The sequence below is a fragment of the Microbacterium sp. NPDC003461 genome (genome assembly GCF_053588335.1).
Genome location: NZ_JBSFPT010000001.1, coordinates 25,835 through 46,897 on the forward strand (window position 1 = coordinate 25,835; position 21,063 = coordinate 46,897).

Annotated in this window: 16 protein-coding genes; 9 read left to right on the forward strand and 7 right to left on the reverse strand. The window is 73.6% G+C overall.

Going from position 1 to position 21,063, the window contains the following annotated elements:
• Window positions 1-90: 90 nt before the first annotated feature.
• Window positions 91-690: a Pr6Pr family membrane protein gene (locus tag ACWDR7_RS00110; RefSeq protein ID WP_449852911.1), complete on the forward strand. Its 600-nt coding sequence runs from the start codon at window positions 91-93 to the stop codon at window positions 688-690.
• 15 nt (window positions 691-705) lie between these two features.
• Here the strand turns inward: ACWDR7_RS00110 and ACWDR7_RS00115 are convergent, their stop codons facing one another.
• Window positions 706-2,064, reverse strand: coding sequence for an FAD-dependent oxidoreductase (locus tag ACWDR7_RS00115; protein ID WP_449852912.1), 1,359 nt, complete (start codon window positions 2,062-2,064; stop codon window positions 706-708).
• A 166-nt stretch (window positions 2,065-2,230) separates the two neighbouring features.
• Between ACWDR7_RS00115 and ACWDR7_RS00120 the strand changes: the two genes are divergently transcribed.
• On the forward strand, window positions 2,231-3,439 hold the full coding sequence (locus ACWDR7_RS00120) for a cobalamin-independent methionine synthase II family protein (RefSeq protein WP_449852913.1): 1,209 nt from the start codon (window positions 2,231-2,233) through the stop codon (window positions 3,437-3,439).
• A gap of 183 nt (window positions 3,440-3,622) precedes the next feature.
• Here the strand turns inward: ACWDR7_RS00120 and ACWDR7_RS00125 are convergent, their stop codons facing one another.
• Complete coding sequence (locus ACWDR7_RS00125) at window positions 3,623-4,846, reverse strand: MFS transporter (protein WP_449852914.1); 1,224 nt, start codon at window positions 4,844-4,846, stop codon at window positions 3,623-3,625.
• Between the two features lie 162 nt (window positions 4,847-5,008).
• Between ACWDR7_RS00125 and ACWDR7_RS00130 the strand changes: the two genes are divergently transcribed.
• Window positions 5,009-6,010, forward strand: coding sequence for a DNA topoisomerase IB (locus ACWDR7_RS00130; RefSeq protein ID WP_449852915.1), 1,002 nt, complete (start codon window positions 5,009-5,011; stop codon window positions 6,008-6,010).
• 15 nt (window positions 6,011-6,025) lie between these two features.
• Here the strand turns inward: ACWDR7_RS00130 and ACWDR7_RS00135 are convergent, their stop codons facing one another.
• Both ACWDR7_RS00135 and ACWDR7_RS00140 read right to left on the reverse strand, forming a co-directional pair.
• Window positions 6,026-6,802 (reverse strand): M56 family metallopeptidase, encoded by a 777-nt coding sequence (locus tag ACWDR7_RS00135; protein WP_449852916.1) that lies wholly within the window; start codon window positions 6,800-6,802, stop codon window positions 6,026-6,028.
• 52 nt (window positions 6,803-6,854) lie between these two features.
• Entirely contained in the window at window positions 6,855-7,211 is a 357-nt protein-coding gene (locus tag ACWDR7_RS00140) for a BlaI/MecI/CopY family transcriptional regulator (protein WP_449852917.1), read from the reverse strand.
• Between the two features lie 152 nt (window positions 7,212-7,363).
• Between ACWDR7_RS00140 and ACWDR7_RS00145 the strand changes: the two genes are divergently transcribed.
• The 4 genes from ACWDR7_RS00145 to purU are packed head-to-tail and all read left to right on the forward strand — an operon-like array spanning window position 7,364 to window position 14,562.
• On the forward strand, window positions 7,364-8,944 hold the full coding sequence (locus tag ACWDR7_RS00145) for a cytochrome ubiquinol oxidase subunit I (RefSeq protein ID WP_449852918.1): 1,581 nt from the start codon (window positions 7,364-7,366) through the stop codon (window positions 8,942-8,944).
• A 24-nt stretch (window positions 8,945-8,968) separates the two neighbouring features.
• The gene (cydB, locus tag ACWDR7_RS00150) at window positions 8,969-10,033 is read left to right on the forward strand and encodes a cytochrome d ubiquinol oxidase subunit II (protein ID WP_449852919.1); all 1,065 of its coding nucleotides are present in this window, start codon (window positions 8,969-8,971) and stop codon (window positions 10,031-10,033) included.
• A gap of 25 nt (window positions 10,034-10,058) precedes the next feature.
• On the forward strand, window positions 10,059-13,682 hold the full coding sequence (gene cydC, locus ACWDR7_RS00155) for a thiol reductant ABC exporter subunit CydC (protein ID WP_449852920.1): 3,624 nt from the start codon (window positions 10,059-10,061) through the stop codon (window positions 13,680-13,682).
• A 4-nt stretch (window positions 13,683-13,686) separates the two neighbouring features.
• Window positions 13,687-14,562 (forward strand): formyltetrahydrofolate deformylase, encoded by an 876-nt coding sequence (gene purU, locus ACWDR7_RS00160; protein WP_449852921.1) that lies wholly within the window; start codon window positions 13,687-13,689, stop codon window positions 14,560-14,562.
• Window positions 14,563-14,576: 14 nt separating this feature from the next.
• Here purU and ACWDR7_RS00165 read toward each other — a convergent pair whose 3' ends face one another.
• Together ACWDR7_RS00165 and ACWDR7_RS00170 are read right to left on the reverse strand one after the other, a co-directional pair.
• Window positions 14,577-15,488 (reverse strand): serine hydrolase, encoded by a 912-nt coding sequence (locus ACWDR7_RS00165; protein ID WP_449852922.1) that lies wholly within the window; start codon window positions 15,486-15,488, stop codon window positions 14,577-14,579.
• A gap of 177 nt (window positions 15,489-15,665) precedes the next feature.
• On the reverse strand, window positions 15,666-17,624 hold the full coding sequence (locus ACWDR7_RS00170; RefSeq protein WP_449852923.1) for a M13 family metallopeptidase: 1,959 nt from the start codon (window positions 17,622-17,624) through the stop codon (window positions 15,666-15,668).
• Between the two features lie 104 nt (window positions 17,625-17,728).
• On the opposite strand from ACWDR7_RS00170, the gene ACWDR7_RS00175 reads away from it, so the two are divergent.
• Together ACWDR7_RS00175 and ACWDR7_RS00180 are read left to right on the forward strand one after the other, a co-directional pair.
• Window positions 17,729-18,898, forward strand: a complete 1,170-nt coding sequence (locus ACWDR7_RS00175; RefSeq protein ID WP_449852924.1) for a MarP family serine protease — start codon at window positions 17,729-17,731, stop codon at window positions 18,896-18,898.
• Between the two features lie 37 nt (window positions 18,899-18,935).
• Window positions 18,936-20,267, forward strand: coding sequence for an MATE family efflux transporter (locus ACWDR7_RS00180; RefSeq protein ID WP_449852925.1), 1,332 nt, complete (start codon window positions 18,936-18,938; stop codon window positions 20,265-20,267).
• A 124-nt stretch (window positions 20,268-20,391) separates the two neighbouring features.
• Here ACWDR7_RS00180 and ACWDR7_RS00185 read toward each other — a convergent pair whose 3' ends face one another.
• Window positions 20,392-21,021 (reverse strand): TrmH family RNA methyltransferase, encoded by a 630-nt coding sequence (locus ACWDR7_RS00185; protein ID WP_449852926.1) that lies wholly within the window; start codon window positions 21,019-21,021, stop codon window positions 20,392-20,394.
• Window positions 21,022-21,063: the final 42 nt, after the last annotated feature.

The window sequence follows — 21,063 nt, forward strand, 5'->3', positions numbered from 1 at the left end:
CCGGGAGCCCCGAGGGGCCGCCCCGTAGACTCGGGCCCGACCGACCCGATCGCCGCGGGAGGGCCTGTGACGGCACGAGCATGGTTCGGGGTGTCGCGCCTCGCGACCGCCGCCGTGTGCGCCGTCGCGCTGCTGCACCGCCTGCTGTGGGGGCTCGGATCGCAGACGATCGCCGGGCAGAACTTCTTCGCCTACCTCACGATCCAGTCGAACATCGCCTTCACGATCGTCGCGGCCGTGGGCGGCGTCGTGGCGCTGCGGCGGCGCGAGGACCCGCGCTGGCTCACCGACGTGCGTACCGTCGTGCTGAGCTGGACGATCACCGCCGGCCTCGTGTTCGCCGTGCTCATGTGGCAGTCGAACCTTCGCGGCATCCCCATGTGGGTGCCGTGGTCCGACTACGTGCTGCACTTCGCCCTGCCGGCGCTGACGGTGCTGGGGTGGATCGTCGGGCCGGGGCGGCAGCGCGCCCGCTGGCGCGTGGTGCCGTGGGTGCTCGCCTTCCCCGTCGTGTGGGGGCTGGCGACGATGTGGCGCGGATCGCGCATCGGCTGGTACCCGTACTACTTCCTCGACCTGCGCCAGGTGAGCGGCTTCGCCGAGTTCGCCGGCACGTGCGCCTTCGCCCTCGCGGTGTTCGCGGGCGTGGCGAGCGGGCTCATCCTGCTCAGCCGGCGCGAGACCGTCTGAGGTCTCCGAGCGAGGTCAGGCGTCGACGAACGGCGCGAGCGCGTCGAGCGCGGCCTGCACGGCGTCGGCCTCGTCGAGTTCCGCGAACGCGCGTGCCGCCTCGCCGCCGATGAGGCCCACGAGGATCGGATCGCCCGTGACGGCGGCGAGGTTCACCCACGTCCGCAGGGTCGCCTCGCCGTCGAGCAGGTGCCAGACGGCGGCGTCGGTCGCCCAGAACGGCTCCTCGAACCGCAGCCAGAGCTGCTCCACGGCGCCGCTGCCCAGCGCGGCGATCGCGCTGCGGTGGCCGAGGGGCAGCGGCGGATCGAACTCGATCGATCCGCGCTGCAGCACGCCGATCGGCACGGTGAGGATCGCGCGGTCGGCCGACACCGCCTCGCCCGTGCCCAGCCGCAGGCTCACGCCCGTCTCGTCGTAGGAGACGCCCAGCACCGAGGTCGACAGCGAGACCGACAGCCCGTCGACGGCGTCGGCGGCCAGGCGCGCCGTGTCGCCGAGCGCGGCGGCGCGGGGGCCGGGCAGCGCCGGCGGGTACCAGGCCGACAGCTCGTCGGCATCCGCCCCCGCGTGCGCCGCCAGCACGGCGAGCGCGGCGGCCACGGCCGGGTCCTCGGGATCGGCGCCCGACTGCGCGAGCGCCTCCGACAGCGGCACGTCCGCCGGCTGATCCTGCGCCCACGCCGCGGCGCTCCGGATCGGATCGAGGGAGGGCACGTCGCCCTCGCCCTCGGCCGAGCGGGCGGCCTCGCCCTCCAGGTCGCGCACGTCGGCGTCGAGCTCCTCGAGGCGCGCGCGCAGCGAGTCGTCGTCGGCGTCGACGAGCCAGGCGCCCAGCTGGGGCACGACCGGCCAGTCCTTGTCGTCGAGCGTGTGCAGCCGGCCGCCGACGCGGTCGCGCGCCTCCACCACCGTGACCTCGTACCCGGCGTCGACGAGGAACCGGGCGGCCCGGGCCCCGGCGACGCCCGCGCCCACGACGAACACCCGCTCGCCGTCGCCGGCGACCTCGGTGACCGCGACCGCCGCGCGCACGCCGTCCTGCGCGGCCGCGGTGAGCGATCCGACGGGGTCGCCCAGGGCATCGCCCGCGAAGAAGACCCGCTGGGCGAGGGGCCGGGCCAGCTGCGCCCTGTCGGCCTCGGACGACCCCGGCGGCACGTAGGCGCGGGCGCCGCGGGCGAACGGATCGGTCGTCCACGCGCTGCGCGCGAAGTCGGCGGGGGCCGGCACGCCGCCCTCGGGCGTGAGAGTGGGCGAGGGGCTCGACGGCGAGGGGCGGGGGGCGGGCGGATCGGGGGTGCACGACGCGAGCAGCAGCGTCACGGCGCCGGTGCCGGCGCCGAGCAGGAGCGTGCGTCGCGTGACCCTCATCTCACGCGCCACCCTATCCGCTCCGGGCCGCGGGAGCGGCCCCGACGGCGCCGGGCCGGCGCCGGGCCGGCGTCACGCGGCGTCATGGAACGCGACACGCGAGGGGCGTTCCGCGTACGCTCGCGATCGTCCACCCGTTCGGCCGTCCGCCTCGACGAGGAGCCCCATGAGCACCATCCAGACCACCACCGCCGGCAGCCTGCCCCGCACGCAGGCGCTCATCGACGCCAACGCGGCGCGCGAGTTCGAGGACGACGGCTTCACGCTGAAGTCCTCGCCGGAGTTCGAGGGGCTGCTGGCCGATGCGGTGGCCGACGTCGTCGAGCGCCAGCGCCAGGCCGGCATCACGCAGCCGGGCGACGGCGAGTACGGCCACGCCATGTCGGCGCCGACCGACTACGGCGCGTGGTGGGTCTACTCGTTCCAGCGCGCGAAGGGCCTGACCCTCACCGACGAGGACATCTTCTCGCAGCAGCCCGTGCGCTCCGAGCCCGGGAACATCCGGCTGACGTCGTTCCCCGACCGCCGGGACTGGACGATCTTCCGCGAGGCCTACAGCGACCCGAACAGCTTCATCAGCGTCGGCAGCAACGCCACCGCGTTCCCCGCCACGACCGGCCCCATCGCGTACGCCGGCCACGACGCCGTCGCGAGCGACGTGCGCAACCTCACGGCCGCGCTGCGGCCCGGCGAGCAGGGCTTCATCCCCTCGCTCGCGCCCGGGTCGGCCGCGCGCATCGCCAACCGGTACTACGCCACCGACGAGGAGCACATCGCCGCGTGGGGCGCGGCGCTGCACCACGAGTACAAGGCGATCACCGACGCGGGCCTCATCGTGCAGCTCGACGATCCCTCGCTGGCCGAGAACTGGGACCAGATCAACCCGGAGCCGAGCGTGGAGGACTACCTCGCCTTCACGCAGATCCGGATCGACGCGATCAACGAGGCGATCCGCGGCCTGCCCAAGGAGCTCGTGCGCCTGCACCTGTGCTGGGGATCGTGGCACGGCCCGCACACGACCGACATCGAGCTGAAGCACATCCTCAAGACCGTGCTGGGCGCCAACGTCGGGCAGATCTCGTTCGAGGCCGCCAACGCCCGCCACGAGCACGAGTGGGCGGTGTGGGAGGAGAACAAGGACATCATCCCCGACGACCTCGTGCTCGTCCCGGGCGTCATCGGCCACTCCACGAACCTCGTCGAGCACCCCGACCTCGTGGCGCAGCGCATCGAGCGCTTCGCCCGGATCGTGGGCCCGGATCGCGTGATCGCCTCGACCGACTGCGGCCTGGGCGGCCGCCTGCACCCGCAGATCGCGTGGGCCAAGCTCGAGTCCCTCGGCGAGGGTGCGCGCCGCGCCGGCGCCCGGGTCTGAGCCCCGGTCCGAGCGGCGCCCGTCCCCTCCTGCACAGCGCCCGGGCTCTGTCCCGCACAACGAAGGAAAACCGCGGGACGGACAGGGCGACACGCCGCGGCCGCGCTCGCCCGCGGACCCGTGTTCCTTCGTTGTGCAGGACCGGGGCGGTCGCGGGTCCGCGCCCGCGGCGCAAGGGGGCAGCTACGGCCGGCTGCGCTCGCTGTTCGACCGCGGCAGCTGCAGCACGATGGCCGCGCCCAGCACCGCCGCGCCGGCATAGAGGAAGAACACCCCGGGGTAGCCGTTGCCCGACGCGATCATGACGCCCGTGAGGTAGGGGCCGACGATCGCGCCCAGGCGGCCGACGCCCGAGACGAGGCCGAGACCCGTGCCCACGAGGTGCTTCTCGTACACGTGACCGCACATGGCGTACAGCAGCGCCGAGGTGGAGAAGACGAACAGCCCGGTCACGAACACGACCGCGTTCAGCGCGATCTCGCTGCCGATCCGGATCGACATGACGGCCAGGAACACCGCCGCGCCGGCGAACCACAGCGCCGTGACGCCCTTGATCCCCCGCGCGTCGGCGGCGCGCGCCGAGATGACGATGCCGGCGAGGGCCCCGGCGTTGAGCAGGAAGAGCATCACGAGCGAGTCGGCCACGGGGTAGCCCGCCGTGGTCATGATCTTGGGCAGCCACGAGTTCATGCCGTAGACGAGCACGAGGCCCATGAAGTTCGCCGCCCACAGCGCAAGGGTGATGCGCAGGTAGCGCGGCTTCAGCGTGTCGAGCGCGCGGGCCCGCGGGGCGGCGTCGGCCGCCGGACCGGCGACGTGCGCGGCCGTCTCGGGCAGCGCGAAGATCATGACGATGCCGAGCACGAGGCCCAGCCCACCGCCCGCCGCGAAGAGCCACTCCCAGTGCAGGCCGGCGGCGAGCGCGGCGAGCGAGGCCGCCACCGCGCCCACGTGGTAGCCGGTCATGACGAGGCCGTTGGCGCGGGCGCGGCGGCCGGGAGGGGCCGCCTCCTGGATCATCGCGAGCGCGACGGGCATGCAGCCGCCCAGGCCGATGCCGGCGAGCAGGCGCAGCACCCCCATCGCGAACGGATCGGGGAAGAGCGGCAGCAGCAGCGTGAGCGCCGAGAAGCTCAGCACCGCCGCGATGAGCGGCACACGCCGCCCGAAGCGATCGGAGATCGGCCCCATCGTCGCCGCGCCGAGGCCCACGCCGACGAGCGAGAGCGTGACGACGACGTTCATCGCCGCCGTGTCGAGCCCGACCGGGCCCGTGAGCGTGGGCATCGCGGCGCCGAGCGCGACGATGTCGTACCCCTCGAACACCACGGTGAGCCAGCACAGCACGGTCACCCACCGGCTCGCGGCGGGCGCGGGGCTGATCTGCTTCGGGAGGGCCTGCGACATCGTGGTCCTTGCTCGAGGGGCGGCGCGTCGGGTGCGCGCCTGGGAGTTCCCGACGCGCCGGCGGCCGTCGTGCGTCTCATTCTGACGCCTCCCGCGCTCCCGTGCGCCGCGATCGGTGTCAAGCCCGCGCGAGCGGGCCCGGTGCCGACCGATACTGTCGGCATGGTCCGCCTCCGCCGCACGTCCCCGGATCAGCCCGGCTGGACGCGGCGGAGGGCCGGCCGGGGCTTCCAGTACCTCGACGCGTCGGGCGCCCGGCTGCCCGACGAGGCCGTGAAGCGCATCCGCTCGCTGGCGATCCCGCCCGCGTGGCGCGACGTGTGGATCACGCCGCACGAGAACGGCCACCTGCAGGCCGTGGGCACCGACGACGCCGGGCGGCGCCAGTACCTCTACCACCCGCAGTGGCGCACGCGCCGCGACGCGGCGAAGTTCGACCGCGTGCTCGACTTCGGCGCCGCGCTCGGGCGGTCGCGGCCGCGCCTGCTCGACGACCTCGACGTCGACGGCATGCCGCTCGAGCGCGCGTGCGCCGCCGCGGTGCGCCTGCTCGACCTCGGCTGCTTCCGGATCGGCGACGACGTGTACGGCGACCGCTACGGCAGCTACGGGCTCACGACGCTCGAGCGCGCGCACGTGCGGCGCGCCGGCGGGCTGCTCGTGTTCCGTTTCACGGGCAAGTCCGGCATCCCACACCGGATCGAGATCGACGACGAGCGCGTCGTCGGGGCGATCGAGGCGATGCGCCGGCGCCGAGGCGAGCCGACGGCGCTGCTCGCCTTCCGCGACGGGCGCGGCTGGCGGCGGCTGACGCCAGCCCTCGTGAACGAGTACGTGCGCGACGCGACCGGCGCCGACGCCACCGCGAAGGACTTCCGCACGTGGCACGCCACCGTGCTGGCGGCGAGCGAGCTCGCCGGGCGCCACGACGAGGGCGCGACCGCCGCGGCCCGCAAGCGCGCGGTCGCCGACGCGATGCGCGAGGTGGCGGCCTTCCTCGGCAACACCCCGACGGTCGCCCGCTCGTCGTACGTGGATCCGCGCGTCGTGTCGGCGTTCGACGAGGGCCGCACGATCGAGCGGGCCGTGCGCCGGTCGCATCCCGACGCCGACACCCGCCAGCTCGCGCTCGAGCGCGCGACGATCCGGCTCATCCGCGACTGACGCGCGGGCGCGGGATCAGGAGGCGAGGCGGCGGAAGCGGTCGTGCATGCGGTCGCGGCGCGACGACGCGCGCTCGGAGCGATCCGTGCCCAGCGATCCGGCGCCCGCCACCTTGAGGATCGCCCGAGCGAGCACCTCGGCCGGTTGCGTGCGGCGGGCGACGTCGTCGGCGAGCATCTCGACGAGGGCGGCGACCTCGGCCTCGGCGCGGGCCGCGATGGGGAACCACGGCAGCGCGTGGTGCCACGCCTTGAACGCCACCTGCAGCACCTCGTGCCGCTGCTCCACGTGCGCGCGCTCGTGCGCCATGACGGCGGCGAGCTCTCCGGGCTCGAGGTCGTCGAGCAGCCCGCGCGAGAGCACGGTGACCGAGCCGACGCCGCGCGGCAGGCAGTACGCCACGGGCGCGGCGTCGTCGAGCACGCGCGTGCGGGCGCGATCCGGATCGGGCACGCTCAGCAGCTCGAGCAGCGCGAGGTGGCGGCGGCGCTGCCGCTCGAACGACACGACGGAGGCGACGAGGTGCGCGAGCAGGTACGCGGCGAGCGCGAGCGCGGGGATGCCCGCGAGCCAGGGATGGGCGGGCACGAGGGCGATGCCGACCAGCCACAGCGAGCCGATCATCGTGAAGCCACCGGCCAGGGCGATGCCCTGCCACAGCAGCAGCGCGAGCACGGGCCGGCGCGGCGGCCACGCGGCCCGCGAGAGCGCGATCGGCACGGGCCACGCCAGCAGCACGGCTACGAGCGCGCAGGCGGCGGCCGCCGCCAGGTCCCACGCCGTCACGCTCACCGCTCAAGCGTATTCGTCCGCGCCCGGCCCGGTTCCCGGCTGCGGTGGTGAACTACACAGAGCCCGCGAGCAGCCGGCGGAGGATGGCCGCGTCCTCCTCGGAGACGCCGCCGACGAAGCGCGCGAGCACCGCGCTGCGGTCGTCGGCCACGCCGAGCACCTCGTGCATCAGCTCGGCCATGTGCTCCTCGCGCGAGCCGACCGCGCGGTAGCGGTGCGGGCGCGCCGAGCGGTCGCTCGTCACGAACCCCTTCTTGTCGAGCCGCGAGAGCACCGTCAGCAGCGTCGTGGCCGCCAGGTCCCTCCCCTGCGCCTCGAGCACGTCCTTGACGTCGTAGGCGGTGAGGGGCTGATCCGCGTCCCAGACGACGTCCATCACGGCCCGCTCCAGGTCACCCAGATTCGCCATCGCCTCCCCTTCCTGCGCGTAGACGAGGTCCTATTCTACCCGCGGCCGAAGATGTTCTACACCCGGTCGAAATCGCTTCTTCTATGTGGTGTCGAACTACTTCTACAGTATGTAGAATCCAGGGGACGCATCACCTGACGAAGGGGGCAGCGGTGGATCCGCTCGACATCGCGCGCTGGCAGTTCGGCATCACGACCGTCTACCACTTCCTCATGGTCCCGCTCACGCTGGGCCTCGGCATGACCGTCGCGATCCTGCAGACCCGATGGGTGCGCACGGGCGACGAGCGCTACCTGCGCATGACGAAGTTCTGGGGCAAGCTCTACCTCATCAACTTCATCGTGGGCGTGGCCACCGGCCTCGTCCAGGAGTTCCAGTTCGGCATGGCCTGGAGCGAGTACTCCCGCTTCGTCGGCGACGTGTTCGGCGCCCCGCTCGCGCTCGAGGGCCTGCTGGCGTTCTTCGCCGAATCGACCTTCCTCGGCGTGTGGATCTTCGGCTGGGGCCGCCTGCGCAAGGGCCTGCACCTCATGGCGCTGTGGTTCGCGGTGATCGGATCGTGGATCTCGGCGTACTTCATCATCGTCGCGAACTCGTGGATGCAGCACCCGGTGGGCGTCGAGCTCGGCGCCGACGGCCGCCCCGTCATGACCGACATCTGGGCCGTGCTCACCAACAACACGGCGCTGGCGGCGTTCTCGCACACGATCGCGGGCGCGCTCGTCGTGGCGGGCATGTTCCTGCTCGGCATCAGCTGGTACCACCTGTGGCGCCGCCGCCACGACGGCATCGACACGGTGGACGAGCGCGGCGCGGTCGTCGTCGGATCCGCCCCCGGCATCCCCGGCCGCGACGAGAAGGACCACGGCGTGTGGCTGCGGTCGCTGCGCATCGGCGCGCTCGTGGCGATCCTCGGCTTCGGCGGCACGGTCATCACGGGCGACATCCAGGGCAAGCTCATGTACGAGCAGCAGCCGATGAAGATGGCCGCGGCCGAGGCCGCCTGCCACACCGGCTCGTCGTTCTCCGTGCTGTCGATCGGCGACCCGGGATCGACCGACTGCGAGGACGTCGTCACGCTCATCGAGATCCCCGGTGTGCTCGGCTTCCTCGGCGCCGGCGACTTCGACGCGCAGATGCCCGGGATCAACGACCTCGAGCCGCAGTACGTCGACCAGTACGGCGAGACGATCCCCGACGACGAGCTGTACGGCGACCGCGCGGGCTCGGAGGTGCAGTACGTGCCGCCGATGTGGGTGACGTACTGGGGCTTCCGGCTCATGATCGGCCTCGGCGGCATCGTCGCGGCCGCCGCCGTGGTGGCGCTCTGGCTCACCCGCCGCGGCACCGTGCCGACCTCGAAGTGGATCATGCGGCTCGCGCTGCTCGGGATCGTCGCGCCGTTCGCGGCGAACATCGCCGGCTGGGTCTTCACCGAGATCGGCCGCCAGCCGTTCGTCGTGGCGCCGAACCCCGACCCGTCGGGCATCGACGGCGTGTTCATGTTCACGGCGGCGGCGGTCTCCCCCGGTGTGACGGCCGGCGAGATGCTCTTCTCGGTCATCGCGCTCACGACGATCTACGGCGTGCTCGCGGTCGTCGAGATCGGGCTGCTCGCCAAGTACATCCGCGGCGGGGTGGTCTCCGGCATGCCCGAGCTCGGCCATGCCGACGACCACGACGACGAGCCGCCCACCGACCGGCGAGACGACGTGCTCGCGTTCGCCTACTGATCCGCTGGCAAGGAGAGAGACATCATGGACGCCCTTCCCGTCGTCTGGTTCATCGCGATCGCCGTGCTCTGGATCGGGTTCCTGCTCCTCGAGGGCTTCGACCTCGGCGTGGGCATGCACCTGCTGTTCTCGACGCGCGACGAGCGCGAGCGGCGCACGATGCTCAACACGATCGGACCCGTGTGGGACGGCAACGAGGTGTGGCTCATCACGGCGGGAGCCGCGATCTTCGCGGCGTTCCCGTTCTGGTACGCCTCGCTGTTCAGCTCGCTCTACATCCCGCTCACGATCACCCTGCTCGCGCTGATCCTGCGCGCGGTGTCGATCGAGTACCGCGGCAAGGTGCACTCGGAGCGCTGGCGGCGGTTCTGGACGCGGGCGCTCGGCTGGGGCTCGCTCGTCGTCGCGTTCTGCATCGGGGCGGCCCTGGCCATCACGTCGACCGGCCTGCCGATCGACGACAACGGCGACCGCGTGGGGCACCCGTTCGTGTGGCTCACGGTGCCGGCCGTCCTGGGCGGCCTGGGCGTGGTCGGCTTCGCGCTCGTGCACGGCTCGACGTTCCTGGCACTCAAGACCGACGGCGCGATCCGCGAGCGCGCCGCGCGCTTCAGCGCCACGTGGGCGCCGCTGCTGCTCGCGCCCGCCGCCGCGTGGGCGCTGTGGGTGCAGTTCGCCCACGGCGGCAACCCGATGTCGTGGGCCCTCGTGGTGCTCGCCGTCGTGGCCGCGGCCTTCGGCTGGGGCAGCGCGCGCCGGCGCCACGAGGGCCGCGCGTTCCTCGGCTACTCCGGGTTCGTGCTCTTCGGCGCCGGCTCGATCTTCGCGGGCATGTTCCCCTACGTGCTGCCCTCGACGCTCGATCCCGACTTCGGCCTCACGGTGTGGGGCGCCGCGAGCGGCACCTACACGCTCTCGGTGATGACCGTGGTGGCCGCCATCGGGCTGCCGATCGTGCTGGGATACCAGGCATGGTCGTACTGGGTGTTCCGTAAGCGCCTCTCCCCCGGCATGATCCCCGACGCCCACGACTTCATCCCCGCGATCCTGCGCGAGAAGGCGCACGAGCCCGCTCGTCGATCGGAGTGAGCGCAGCGAACGAAGCGGAGACGGGTTGAGCGAGCGAAGCGAGTCGAAACCGGAGGCGCCGAGCCCGACGCCACGCCCCGATCTCGGCCCGGTCCCGCCGGCGCGGCTGCTGTGGCTGGGCGTGTTCGCGACGCTGAAGGCGGTCGGGCTCGTGCTCGTGGCCGAGGCGGTGGCGCGCGGCGTCGTGGGCGTGCAGGCGGGCGAGCTCGACGCGCGCGCCGTCGTGATCCTCGGCGCCTCGGGCGCCCTGCTGCGGGCGCTGGCCGGCTGGGCCACGCAGGTGGCGGCGCAGCGCGTGGCGATCGCCGTGAAGCGCGACCTGCGCGCCCGCCTGTGGCGGCGGATCGCGGCGGGCGATGCGGCCGGCGGCGCCGAGAAGCAGGGCGGCGTCGTCGTGCTCGCCTCGGAGGGCCTGGACGACCTCGACGACTACTACACGCAGAGCCTGCCGGCGATGATCGCGGCCGTCGCGATCCCGCTCGTCGTGGGCCTGCGCATCCTCGGGGCCGACGGGGTGAGCGCGCTCATCGTCGTGCTCACGGTGCCGCTCGTGCCGGTGTTCATGATCCTCATCGGCCGCCACACGCAGGAGCGCACGGACGAGGCCACGGGCGCGCTCACGCGGCTGGCCGATCACCTCACCGAGCTGGCGCGGGGGCTGCCCGTGCTCGTGGGGCTCGGCCGGGTGCAGGAGCAGACGCGCTCGCTCGACCGGATCCAGCGCGAGTACCGCGAGCGCACCCTCGCGACGCTGCGCACCGCCTTCCTCTCGGCGCTCGCCCTCGAGCTCATCGCGACGCTCTCGGTCGCGGTCGTGGCCGTGTTCCTCGGCCTGCGGCTGCTGTACGACACCGTGCCGCTGGAGCCCGCGCTGCTCGCGCTCATCCTGGCGCCCGAGATCTACGCGGCGCTGCGCGACGTCGGCACGGCGTTCCACGCCTCGCAGAACGGCCTGTCGGCCCTCACCCGAGTGAAGGCGCTGCTGGCCCGCCCGATCGCACGGGATGCGCGGGGTGCGGTGGTCGGTGCAACCCCACGGTTGCTGAACGAAGTGAGCGAAGCGAACGAAGATGAAGCGACCACAGCAACGCCCGCTCATCGCCCGGGCGCGCGCAACCCGTCGCGGCCGATCGACGAGCGGCCGATGTTGCGGTGGTCGCTTCATCTCCGCGGCCTCCGGCCGCTCCGTTCAGCAACCGATCGGTGCAGCCCGCCGGTCGCCGAACGCAAGCGACCACCCGAACCGATCCGGATCACCGACCTCACGATCCGGTACGCCGGCCGGGCGGCGCCCGTCGTCGAGGGGCTCGGCGCCGAGCTGCGCGGGATCGTCGCCGTCACCGGTCCGAGCGGGGCGGGCAAGTCGACGCTGCTCGCGGCGCTCACCGGATCCCTGCCCGCCGACGCCGAGGTGACCGGGGCGATCCGCGGCGCCGATCCGTCGGCCGTCGCGTGGTCGCCGCAGGCGCCGCGCCCGTTCGCCGCGACGCCCCGCGAGGAACTCGCACTGTACGGCGCCGCCGATCCGCTCGCCGCGCTCGCGGAGCTGGGGCTCGAGCGCGTCGCCGACGCGGCGGTGGCCGAGCTGAGCCCGGGCGAGCAGCGCCGCCTCGCGGTGGCCCGGGCGCTCGCGCGCGTCGACGCGGGCGCGAGCCTGCTCGTGCTCGACGAGCCGACCGCGCACCTCGACGCCGTCTCCGCCGACCGGGTGCGCGCCGCCGTCCGCCGCCGCGCCGCGCGCGCCACCGTCGTCCTCGCCACCCACGAGCCCGAGACCCTCGCCCTGGCGACCTCCACCGTCGCGGTCGGATCGAGCGAGGCCGCACCCGCGCCCGCGCCGCGGCAGCGGATCGAAGACCCGGGCCCGCCACGCGAGGCGCCCGGCCTCGACTCGTCGCTGCGCTCCTCGCTCGGCCCGTCTCGGCTCCGCGCTCCGCGCTCCGCTCGACGAGCGGATGTCCGCGCCGCGACGCCCGCGCGGCTGCTCGCCTCCGTGATCCGGCCCGCGCGCTGGCGCTGGCTCGGGGCGATCGTGCTCGGCGTCGTCGCCACGGGCATGGGCCTGTCGCTCACGGCGATCTCGGGCTGGCTCATCGTGCGGGCCAGCGAGGAGCAGTACATCATGTACCTGCTCGTGGCCATCGTGGGCGTGCGCTTCTTCGGGATCGGCCGCTCGGTCGGCCGCTACGCCGAGCGGCTCGCGACGCACGACGCGGCGTTCCGCGTGATCGACGCGCTGCGGCTGCGGCTGTGGGGAGCGATCGCGGCGCGCGGCGCCGGATCGCGGCGGCTGCTGGAGGGCGGATCCCCCGTCGACCACCTCGTGACGCAGGCCGACGAGCTGCGCGACCAGCTGCCGCGCACCCTCGCGCCGATCGCCGTCGGCGTGCTGTCGATCCTCGGCATCGCGGCGACGACGTGGGTCGTCGCCCCGACGCTCGCCCTGCCCGTCGCCGGGACCCTGCTGCTCGCCGCCGGCCTCGGCTCGGCGCTCGCGGTGATCGCCGCGCGCGGGGCCGGGGCCGCCGGGGTGCGCGAGCGTGCCGCGGTCGTGCGGGGCACCGCCGCCCTCGCCGACGCCGCCGACGACCTGCGTGGCAACGGCGAGGCCCCCGTGCGCGCGGCCCTGACCCGGCTCGACGCCACGGCCGAGCGCCTCGCGCGCGCCGAGCGGTCGGCGACGTGGGGTGCGGGCCTCGGCGCGGCCGTCGCCGTGCTCGCCACGTCGCTGCTCGCCGCGCTCGTCGCGGTGCTCGCCCCCGGCCTGCTCGCCCAGGACCTCGCCGTCGTCGCCCTTCTCTCCCTCGCGGCGCTGGAGCCGCTCGACGGTCTCGTCCGCGCCGTCCACCGCCTGCCCGCGCTGCGCGCCGCGCTCGCCCGGCTCGCCCTCGTGCTGCGCCCGATCCCGCCCGCCCTCACGGGCGACCGCGAGCCGGCCGATCCGGTGCGGCACATCGAGCTCGACGGCGTCTCCGCGCGGTACCCCGGCGCCGCCGCCCCGGCGTTCGCGGGGGTCGACGGTGCGGCGCGCGCGGGCGAGTGGCTCGTGCTCGCGGGGCCGAGCGGCTCGGGCAAGTCCACCCTGCTCTCGGTGCTCATGGGCGCGCTGCCTGCGGCCGCGGGCGAGGTCCGCGCCGACGGCGTGCCGCTGCCCCGGCTCGACGCCGCGGCGTGGCGGCGGCGCGTGGCGTGGTGCCCGCAGGAGGCGTACGTGTTCGACTCGACCCTGCGCGGCAACCTGCTGCTCGCGCGCGACCGCGCGGACGCGCCCTCCGACGCCGACATGCGCCGGGCGCTCGAGCGCGCGGGCCTCGGCGCGCTGCTCGACGCGCTGCCCGAGGGGTTCGACACGCGGGTCGGCGCCGGGGGATCCGCGCTGTCGGGCGGCGAGCGCCAGCGCCTGGCCGTGGCGCGCGTCCTGCTCAGCCGCGCAGGCATCCTGCTGCTCGACGAGCCGACGGCGCACCTCGACGCCCCGACGGCCGCCGCCATGATGGACGACATCCGCGCCGCCTCGGCCGATCGCATCACGGTGCTCGTCTCGCACCGCCCCGCCGACATGCGCGCCGGCGACCGGGTCATCCGCCTGGGCGCGGTGCGCGCCGCCACCGCAGCAGCCGCGACCTCGCGGCGGGAGCGGTCAGAATAGACGCATGCCCGAGACCATCGAGTCGCTCATCGACCACGCCTGCCTCATCGTGCATGGGCCGGACCAGCGCGGGATCGTCGCGGAGGTCGCGGCGCTCATCTCGCGCAACAAGGGGAACATCACCTCGCTCGACCAGTATTCGAGCGACCCGGAGGGCGGCGACTTCTTCCAGCGCGTCGTGTTCCACCGCCCCGAGCTCGTCGCCGCGCTGCCCGAGATCCGCGACGACCTCGAGCGCACGCTCGGCGCGCTCGGCATGTCGTGGCGGATCGACGACATGTCGATCCCGAAGCGGATGGCGATCCTCGCGTCGAAGAGCGACCACTGCCTGCTCGACCTGCTGTGGCGGCACCGCCGCGGCGACCTGCCGGTGACGATCCCCATGGTCATCTCGAACCACACGAAGGTGGCCGAGGACGTGCGCTCCTTCGGCGTGCCCTTCTTCCACGTGCCCTCGCAGGTCGGCCCCGACAAGTCGGAGTCGGAGGCGGCGATCCTGAAGCTGCTGGCCGGGAACGTCGACTTCGTCGTGCTGGCCCGCTACATGCAGGTGATCTCGAACGACTTCCTCGAGAAGCTGGGCGTGCCCGTCATCAACATCCACCACTCGTTCCTGCCCGCGTTCATCGGCGCCGAGCCGTACCGCAAGGCGAAGGAGCGCGGCGTCAAGCTCATCGGCGCGACCGCGCACTACGTGACGGAGCAGCTGGACGAGGGCCCGATCATCGAGCAGGACGTCGTGCGCGTGACGCACGCCGAGACCGCGGCCGATCTGCAGCGCCGCGGCGCCGACGTGGAGCGCGCCGTGCTCTCGCGCGCGGTGCTGTGGCACGCGCAGGATCGCGTGATCCGCCACGGCAACCACACGATCGTCTTCTGAGGCGACCGACGGGCTCAGTGCACGAACTCCATGAGCTCGGAGCCGAGGGTGCGGAAGACCCGGTGGGCGCGGTCGCGGTGCATGGGCGAGAGGTCGTCGAAGCAGACGGTGAGCGCGTACGCGATGCCCGCACCCGGCCCCGCGATCACGCCGGCCTCGGCGCGCACGCCCGCGCTGTTGCGGCCGGTGCGGTTGAGGAAGAGCAGCCCGTGGCGGTCGTCGTCGTGCGCGAACGGATCGAGGTTGGTCGCGGCGCCGACGAGCGTGAGGTCGTAGCCCAGCGTCAGCCACTCGGCCACCTGCGCGCTCACCCGCGCGTTCACGGCGCGGCCGTTCACGAGGTCCGAGAACAGCTTCGCGTACTCCCGCGTGGTGCCCAGCGCGAAGTGCGGGGCGTCGTCCGGCCCGCGCTCGTCGCGGAAGCGGTCGAGCACCGCCGAGCGCGGCATCCCCAGCTCCACGAGCCGGCGCGTGACCGCCTCGAGCCCCACCGACTCGAGCAGCGCGTTCACGGCGTAGGCGTCGCCCGTGGCCGCCGCCAGCACGACGAGGTCGCCGAGCGGCAGCGTGGGCACCGCCAGGTGGCGCCAGATCCCCGCCACGCCGACCCGGTCGAGTCCGGACCGCTCGACGAGCGCGAACGGATCGAGGGTCTCCTCCTCGAATCGCGCGGCGGCCTCGACGAGGATCGGCACGACGCCGAGCCCGGCGATCGGCAGGGTGACGTAGTCGTCGCCCGACAGCACGACGGACCCGCGATCGAGATCGGTGATGTGGATCGACACCTGCGCGCCGGACGAGGCGAGATCGTCGAGCGCGGCCATGGTGCCGGCGAAGACCCCGTTGCGTCCGCGGCGCACGACGCGGGAGCGGCCATCGCGCGCGCGTCGCCGCGATGCGGTGTCGTGATCGGGCTCGACGGCCACGATTCCTCCGGGGATGACGGGGTGGGGGGAAGGATCCGCGCGCTGCCCGGCGGCCGGCCCCCAGGGAGCTCATCGCCCCCGGCCCCGTGCGCTCACGCGCGTGCGCGCACCCTCACGCGCCGATCCATTAGCAGACTAATCCGCCCGCCGCGCTGAGCGCGGCGGGCGGAGAAGACGTCACCAGATCGTCACACGCCGGTCAGGCGCGAGCCACAGCGCGTCCGACTCCGTCACGCCGAAGGCGCCGTAGAACGCGTCGATGTTGCGCACGATCTGGTTGCAGCGGAACTCGGCCGGCGCGTGCGGATCGATCGTGAGCAGGCGGATCGTCTCGGCCTCGCGGCCCTTCTGCTGCCAGCACTGCGCCCACGACAGGAACACGCGCTGCACGCCCGTGAGGCCGTCGATCTCGGGCGCCTCCCCTCCCGCGAGCGAGAGCTCGTACGCCTTCAGCGCGATGCCGAGCCCGCCGAGGTCGCCGATGTTCTCGCCGACCGTGAGCGCGCCGTTGACGCGATGCGTCTGCGGGTCGAGGCCCTCCGGGGTGAGCTCGTCGTACTGCGCGATGAGCACCTTCGTGCGCTCCTCGAACGCGGCGCGGTCCTCGTCCGTCCACCAGTTGCGCAGCGCGCCGGTGCCGTCGTACTGCGATCCCTGGTCGTCGAATCCGTGCCCGATCTCGTGGCCGATGACGGCGCCGATCCCGCCGTAGTTGGCGGCGGCGTCGCGCTCGGCGTCGAAGAACGGGTACTGCAGGATCGCGGCGGGGAACACGATCTCGTTCATCGTGGGGTTGTAGTACGCGTTCACCGTCTGCGGCGTCATGTGCCACTCGTCGCGATCGATGGGCCCGCCCAGCTTCGCCAGCTCGCGGTCGTGCTCGAAGGCGGCGGCGCGCTGCACGTTGCCGAGCAGGTCGGCGGCGTCGATCTCGAGCGCCGCGTAGTCGCGACATTTCACGGGGTAGCCGATCTTGGGCGTGAACGCGTCGAGCTTGGCGAGCGCCTTCTCGCGCGTGGCGGGGCTCATCCACTCCAGCGCCGTGATGCTCTGCCGATAGGCCTCGATGAGGTTCGCGACGAGCTCGTCCATGGCGGCCTTCGCCGCGGGCGGGAAGTGCCGCTCGACGTACACCTTGCCCACGGCCTCGCCCATGGATCCCTCCACGAGCGAGACCCCGCGCTTCCAGCGCTCGCGGTTGGCCGGCACGCCCGTGAGGGTGGTGCCGTAGAACGAGAAGCTCTCGTCGACGAGGTCGTCGGTGAGGTACGGCGCCGCGGCCCGCACGACGCGATAGCGCAGCCAGGCCTTCCAGTCGTCCAGCCGCTCCGGCACGAGCAGCGAGCCGAGCCCCTCGAGGTACGACGGCTGCGCCACGACGACCTCCGCGAGCCCGGCGGGATCGGGCGCGACGGCCTCCAGCCACGGCTGCAGGTCGAGGCCCGCGAGCTGCTGCGCCTCGGCCCACGACTTCAGGTTGTAGGTGGCCACCGCGTCGCGGCTGCGCACCTTGTCCCAGTGGTGCGTGGCGAGCTCGGTCTCGAGCGTGAAGAGGCGCTCCGCCTGCTCGGCCGCGTCGGCGACGCCGCCGAGCGCGAGCAGCCGCTCGGCGTGGGCGCGGAAGGCGGTGCGGATCTGCTCGAAGGTGTCGAGGCGGTAGTAGCTCTCGTCGGGCAGCGAGAGCCCGGCCTGCATCAGGTACGCGATGTACCGGTCGGGCGCGCCCTTGTCGGGCCCCACGTACATGCCGACGAGGGCGGCGACGCCCGCGCGGTCCAGGCGGCCGAGCGCGGCGAGGAACGCGGGCACGTCGGCGATGGCGTCGACCTCGGCCAGGCGCGGTGCGAGCGGCGCCGTGCCGAGCTGCGCGATCCGGTCGGTGTCCATGAACGAGGCGTACAGGTCGCCGATCTTGCGCGTCTCGGTGCCGGGCTCGGCGCCCTGCGCCTCCTCGATGATCGCGCGCACCTGCGCCTCGGCCTGCTCGGCCAGCAGGTGGAACGAGCCCCAGCGCGCCTTGTCCTCCGGGATGTCCGTGCGCGCGATCCACGATCCGTTCACGTGCCGGTACAGGTCGTCCTGCGGGCGGACGTTCGGGTCGAGTTCGTCGATGGCGATGCCGGAGGGTTCAGTCATGCGTCCCATCGTAGGGTCGCGCCTCCCGGCGGCGGGCGGGCCTCCCAGCGGTCTCACCGGCCGCCGCACCGGGGGCAGGGCACGATAGAGGCGGGAGGCGCCGGATGCTCGTGGTGGACGTGGTCGTGATCGTGGTGATCGTCGTCGCGCTGCTGAGCGGGCTGCGCGTCGGGCTGTTCACGGGGCTCGGCGCCTGGGCGGGCTTCGCCGCCGGCGCGCTGCTCGCCCCCTGGCTCGCGCCGCTGGCGAGCCGTGCCGTGCCCGAGCCAGCATGGCGCGGCGTGGCCGTGTTCGCGACGGTGATCGCGCTGCTGGCCGTGGGCACGGCCGTCGGCACCTCCATCGGCTCGCTGCTGCGCCGCGGCGCCCGACGCATCAGGGTCGGCGCGCTCGACCGGCTGCTCGGCGGCGTCGTCGGCGCGATCGCCGCCACGCTCGCGGCCGCGCTGGCCGGGTCCGTCATCGCGACGGCCGGCATCCCCGTCGTCTCGGCCGCCGTGGCCTCCTCGACCGCGCTGCGCACGATCGACCGCTTCACCCCCGATCCGGTCGCCGAGGCCCTCGCGCGCCTGCGCTCGGTCGTGGTCGACGACGCCCTGCCGGCCCTCGGCGGCATCGTCGATCCCGGCGTCGTGCTGCCCTCTCCCGAGCTCGACACCGACGATCCCGCCCTCGCCCAGGCGGCGTCGTCCGTCGCGCGCATCTCGGGCGTCGCCTATGCGTGCGGCACCGGGTCGACCGGCTCGGGCTTCGTCGTGGCCGACGACCTCATCGTCACCAACGCCCACGTGGTGGCCGGCGTCGAGTCGGTCGTCGTCGAGCTGCCCGAGCAGCCGGCCGTGGACGGGCGGATCGTGTACTTCGATCCCGTGGACGACCTGGCCGTGGTGGCCGCCGACATCTCCGCCGCGCCCCTCGACGTCACGGCGCCGCTGGGCGTGGGCGCCGAGGCCGCCGTGCTGGGCTACCCCTACGGAGGGCCCCTCGAGATCCGCGCGGGATCGGTGATGTCGGTGGGACCGGTGTCGATGCAGGACATCTACGGCGACGCGCGCACCGAGCGCGACACCTACGCCCTCGCGGTGGAGGTGCGACCGGGCAACTCGGGCGGCCCGCTGCTCACCCCGTCGGGCGACGTGGCCGGCGTCGTCTTCGCGCGCGACGAGGCCAATCCGGGCATCGGGTACGCCATGACCACCGCCGAGCTGGAGCCGGTCCTCGCGTCGGTCGACGCCGCGGCCGCGCCGGTGCCGACGGGGCGCTGCACGGGCTGACCGCGGCCGTGTCGGCGCCACGCCCTAGGCTCGGAGGGTGGCAGAACCCGGCGCGCGACGGTCGCTGAACCGCGACATCCTGCGCCTGGCGGTGCCCGCGCTCGGCGCGCTCATCGCCGAGCCGATCTTCCTCATCATCGACTCCGTCATGGTGGGGCACCTCGGCGTCACGCCGCTCGCCGGGCTCGGGATCGCCTCGGCCGTGCTGCAGACGATCGTCGGGCTCATGATCTTCCTCGCCTACTCGACGACCCCCGCCGTGGCGCGGCGCTTCGGCGCCGGAGACCGCACGGGCGCGGTCTCGGTCGGCATCGACGGCATGTGGCTCGCGCTCGGGATCGGCGCGGTACTGGCCGTGGCCGGCCACTTCGCCACACCTCTGCTCGTCGGCCTGTTCGGCGCGACCGACGCCGTGGCCGAGCAGGCCGCCACCTACCTGGGCATCTCGATGTGGGGCCTGCCGGCCATGCTCATCGTGTTCGCCGCCACCGGCCTGCTGCGCGGCATGCAGAACACCGTCATCCCGCTGTGGATCGCGACCGCCGGCTTCGCGGCGAACGCGCTGCTGAACTGGCTGTTCATGTACGGGCTCGGCTGGGGCATCGCCGGATCGGCCGCAGGCACCGTCGCGGCGCAGTGGGGCATGGTCGCCGCCTACGTGCTCGTGATCGGCCGGCTCGCCGCACGCCACAGCGCGTCGATCCGCCCCCAGCGCGAGGGCGTGCGCGGCTCGGCGCGCTCGGGAGGGTGGATGTTCCTGCGCACGGTGAGCCTGCGGCTGAGCCTGCTCGTGACGGTGGGCGCCGCGACGGCGCTCGGCACCGACGAGCTGGCGGGGTGGCAGATCGTGTTCACGATCTCGTCGACCGCGGCGTTCGCGCTCGACGCGCTCGCGATCGCGGCCCAGGCGCTCATCGGGCGCTCGCTCGGCGAGGGGGACGAGGATCACGTGCGCGGCGTGCTGTCGCGCACGCTCGCGTGGGGCGCGTGGTTCGGCGTGCTCTGCGGCGCCGTGATCGCCGCGCTGTCCGGCGTGATCGGGCTGGTGTTCACGGGCGACGCCGACGTGGCCGCGCTGCTCGTGCCCGCGCTCGTGCTGATGGGCCTGATGCAGCCGCTCGCCGGCGCCGTCTACGTGCTCGACGGCGTGCTCATGGGCGCCAACGACGCCCGCTATCTCGCGATCGCGGGCGCGATCAACCTCGTCCCGTTCCTGCCGTACCTCGCCGTGCTGTGGTGGCTGCGCCCCACGGGATCGTGGGGGCTCGCGCTGCTGGCGGCCGGCTTCTTCGTGGTGCTCATGGGCATGCGCTTCTGGACCCTGCACCGCCGCGTGCGAGGCACGGCGTGGCTGCACCAGTCGGCCTGACACTCAGGCGTAGCGCCGCGCGGCCGGGGAGCCGCTCGATCCGCTCGACTACCTGCCCTGATGTCCGCAAGTCTGTGTCAAGTCCGGGCGCTCACACGAGCGGATTCCGCACAGACTTGCGGACTCAGGCGTAGCGCCGCGCCCACTCGTACATGACGATGGCCGCCGCCGCGCTCGCGTTGATCGAGCGCGTCGAGCCGTACTGCGTGATCTCGATGTGAGCGGATGCCGCGGCGAGCGCCTCGTCCGACAGGCCGGGGCCCTCCTGCCCGAACAGCAGCACGCAGCGCTCCGGCAGCTCGGCCCGGTCCACCGGCACGGCCTCGCCGACGTTGTCGACGGCGATGATCGGGATGCCCTCCTCTGCCGCCCACGCGGCGAATGCGGCGACGTCCGGATGATGCACGACGTGCTGGTAGCGATCCGTCACCATGGCTCCGCGCCGGTTCCACCGCCTGCGCCCGATGATGTGCACGGTGTCGGCGAGGAACGCGTTGGCGCTGCGCACGATCGATCCGATGTTCATGTCGTGCTGCCAGTTCTCGATCGCCACGTGGAACGGGTGCCGGCGCGCGTCGAGGTCGGCGACGATCGCCTCCATCGTCCAGTACCGGTAGCGGTCGATCACGTTGCGGGTGTCGCCGTTCGCGAGCAGCTCGGGGTCGTACTGCGCGCCCTCCGGCCACTCTCCCGGCCACGGCCCCACGCCGTGGGTCGTGAACTCGCGGCTGGGCTCGGGCGTCGCGTCGGTCACCGGTTCAGCGTACGGCGATCGCCGGATCGTCGCTCTTTTCGG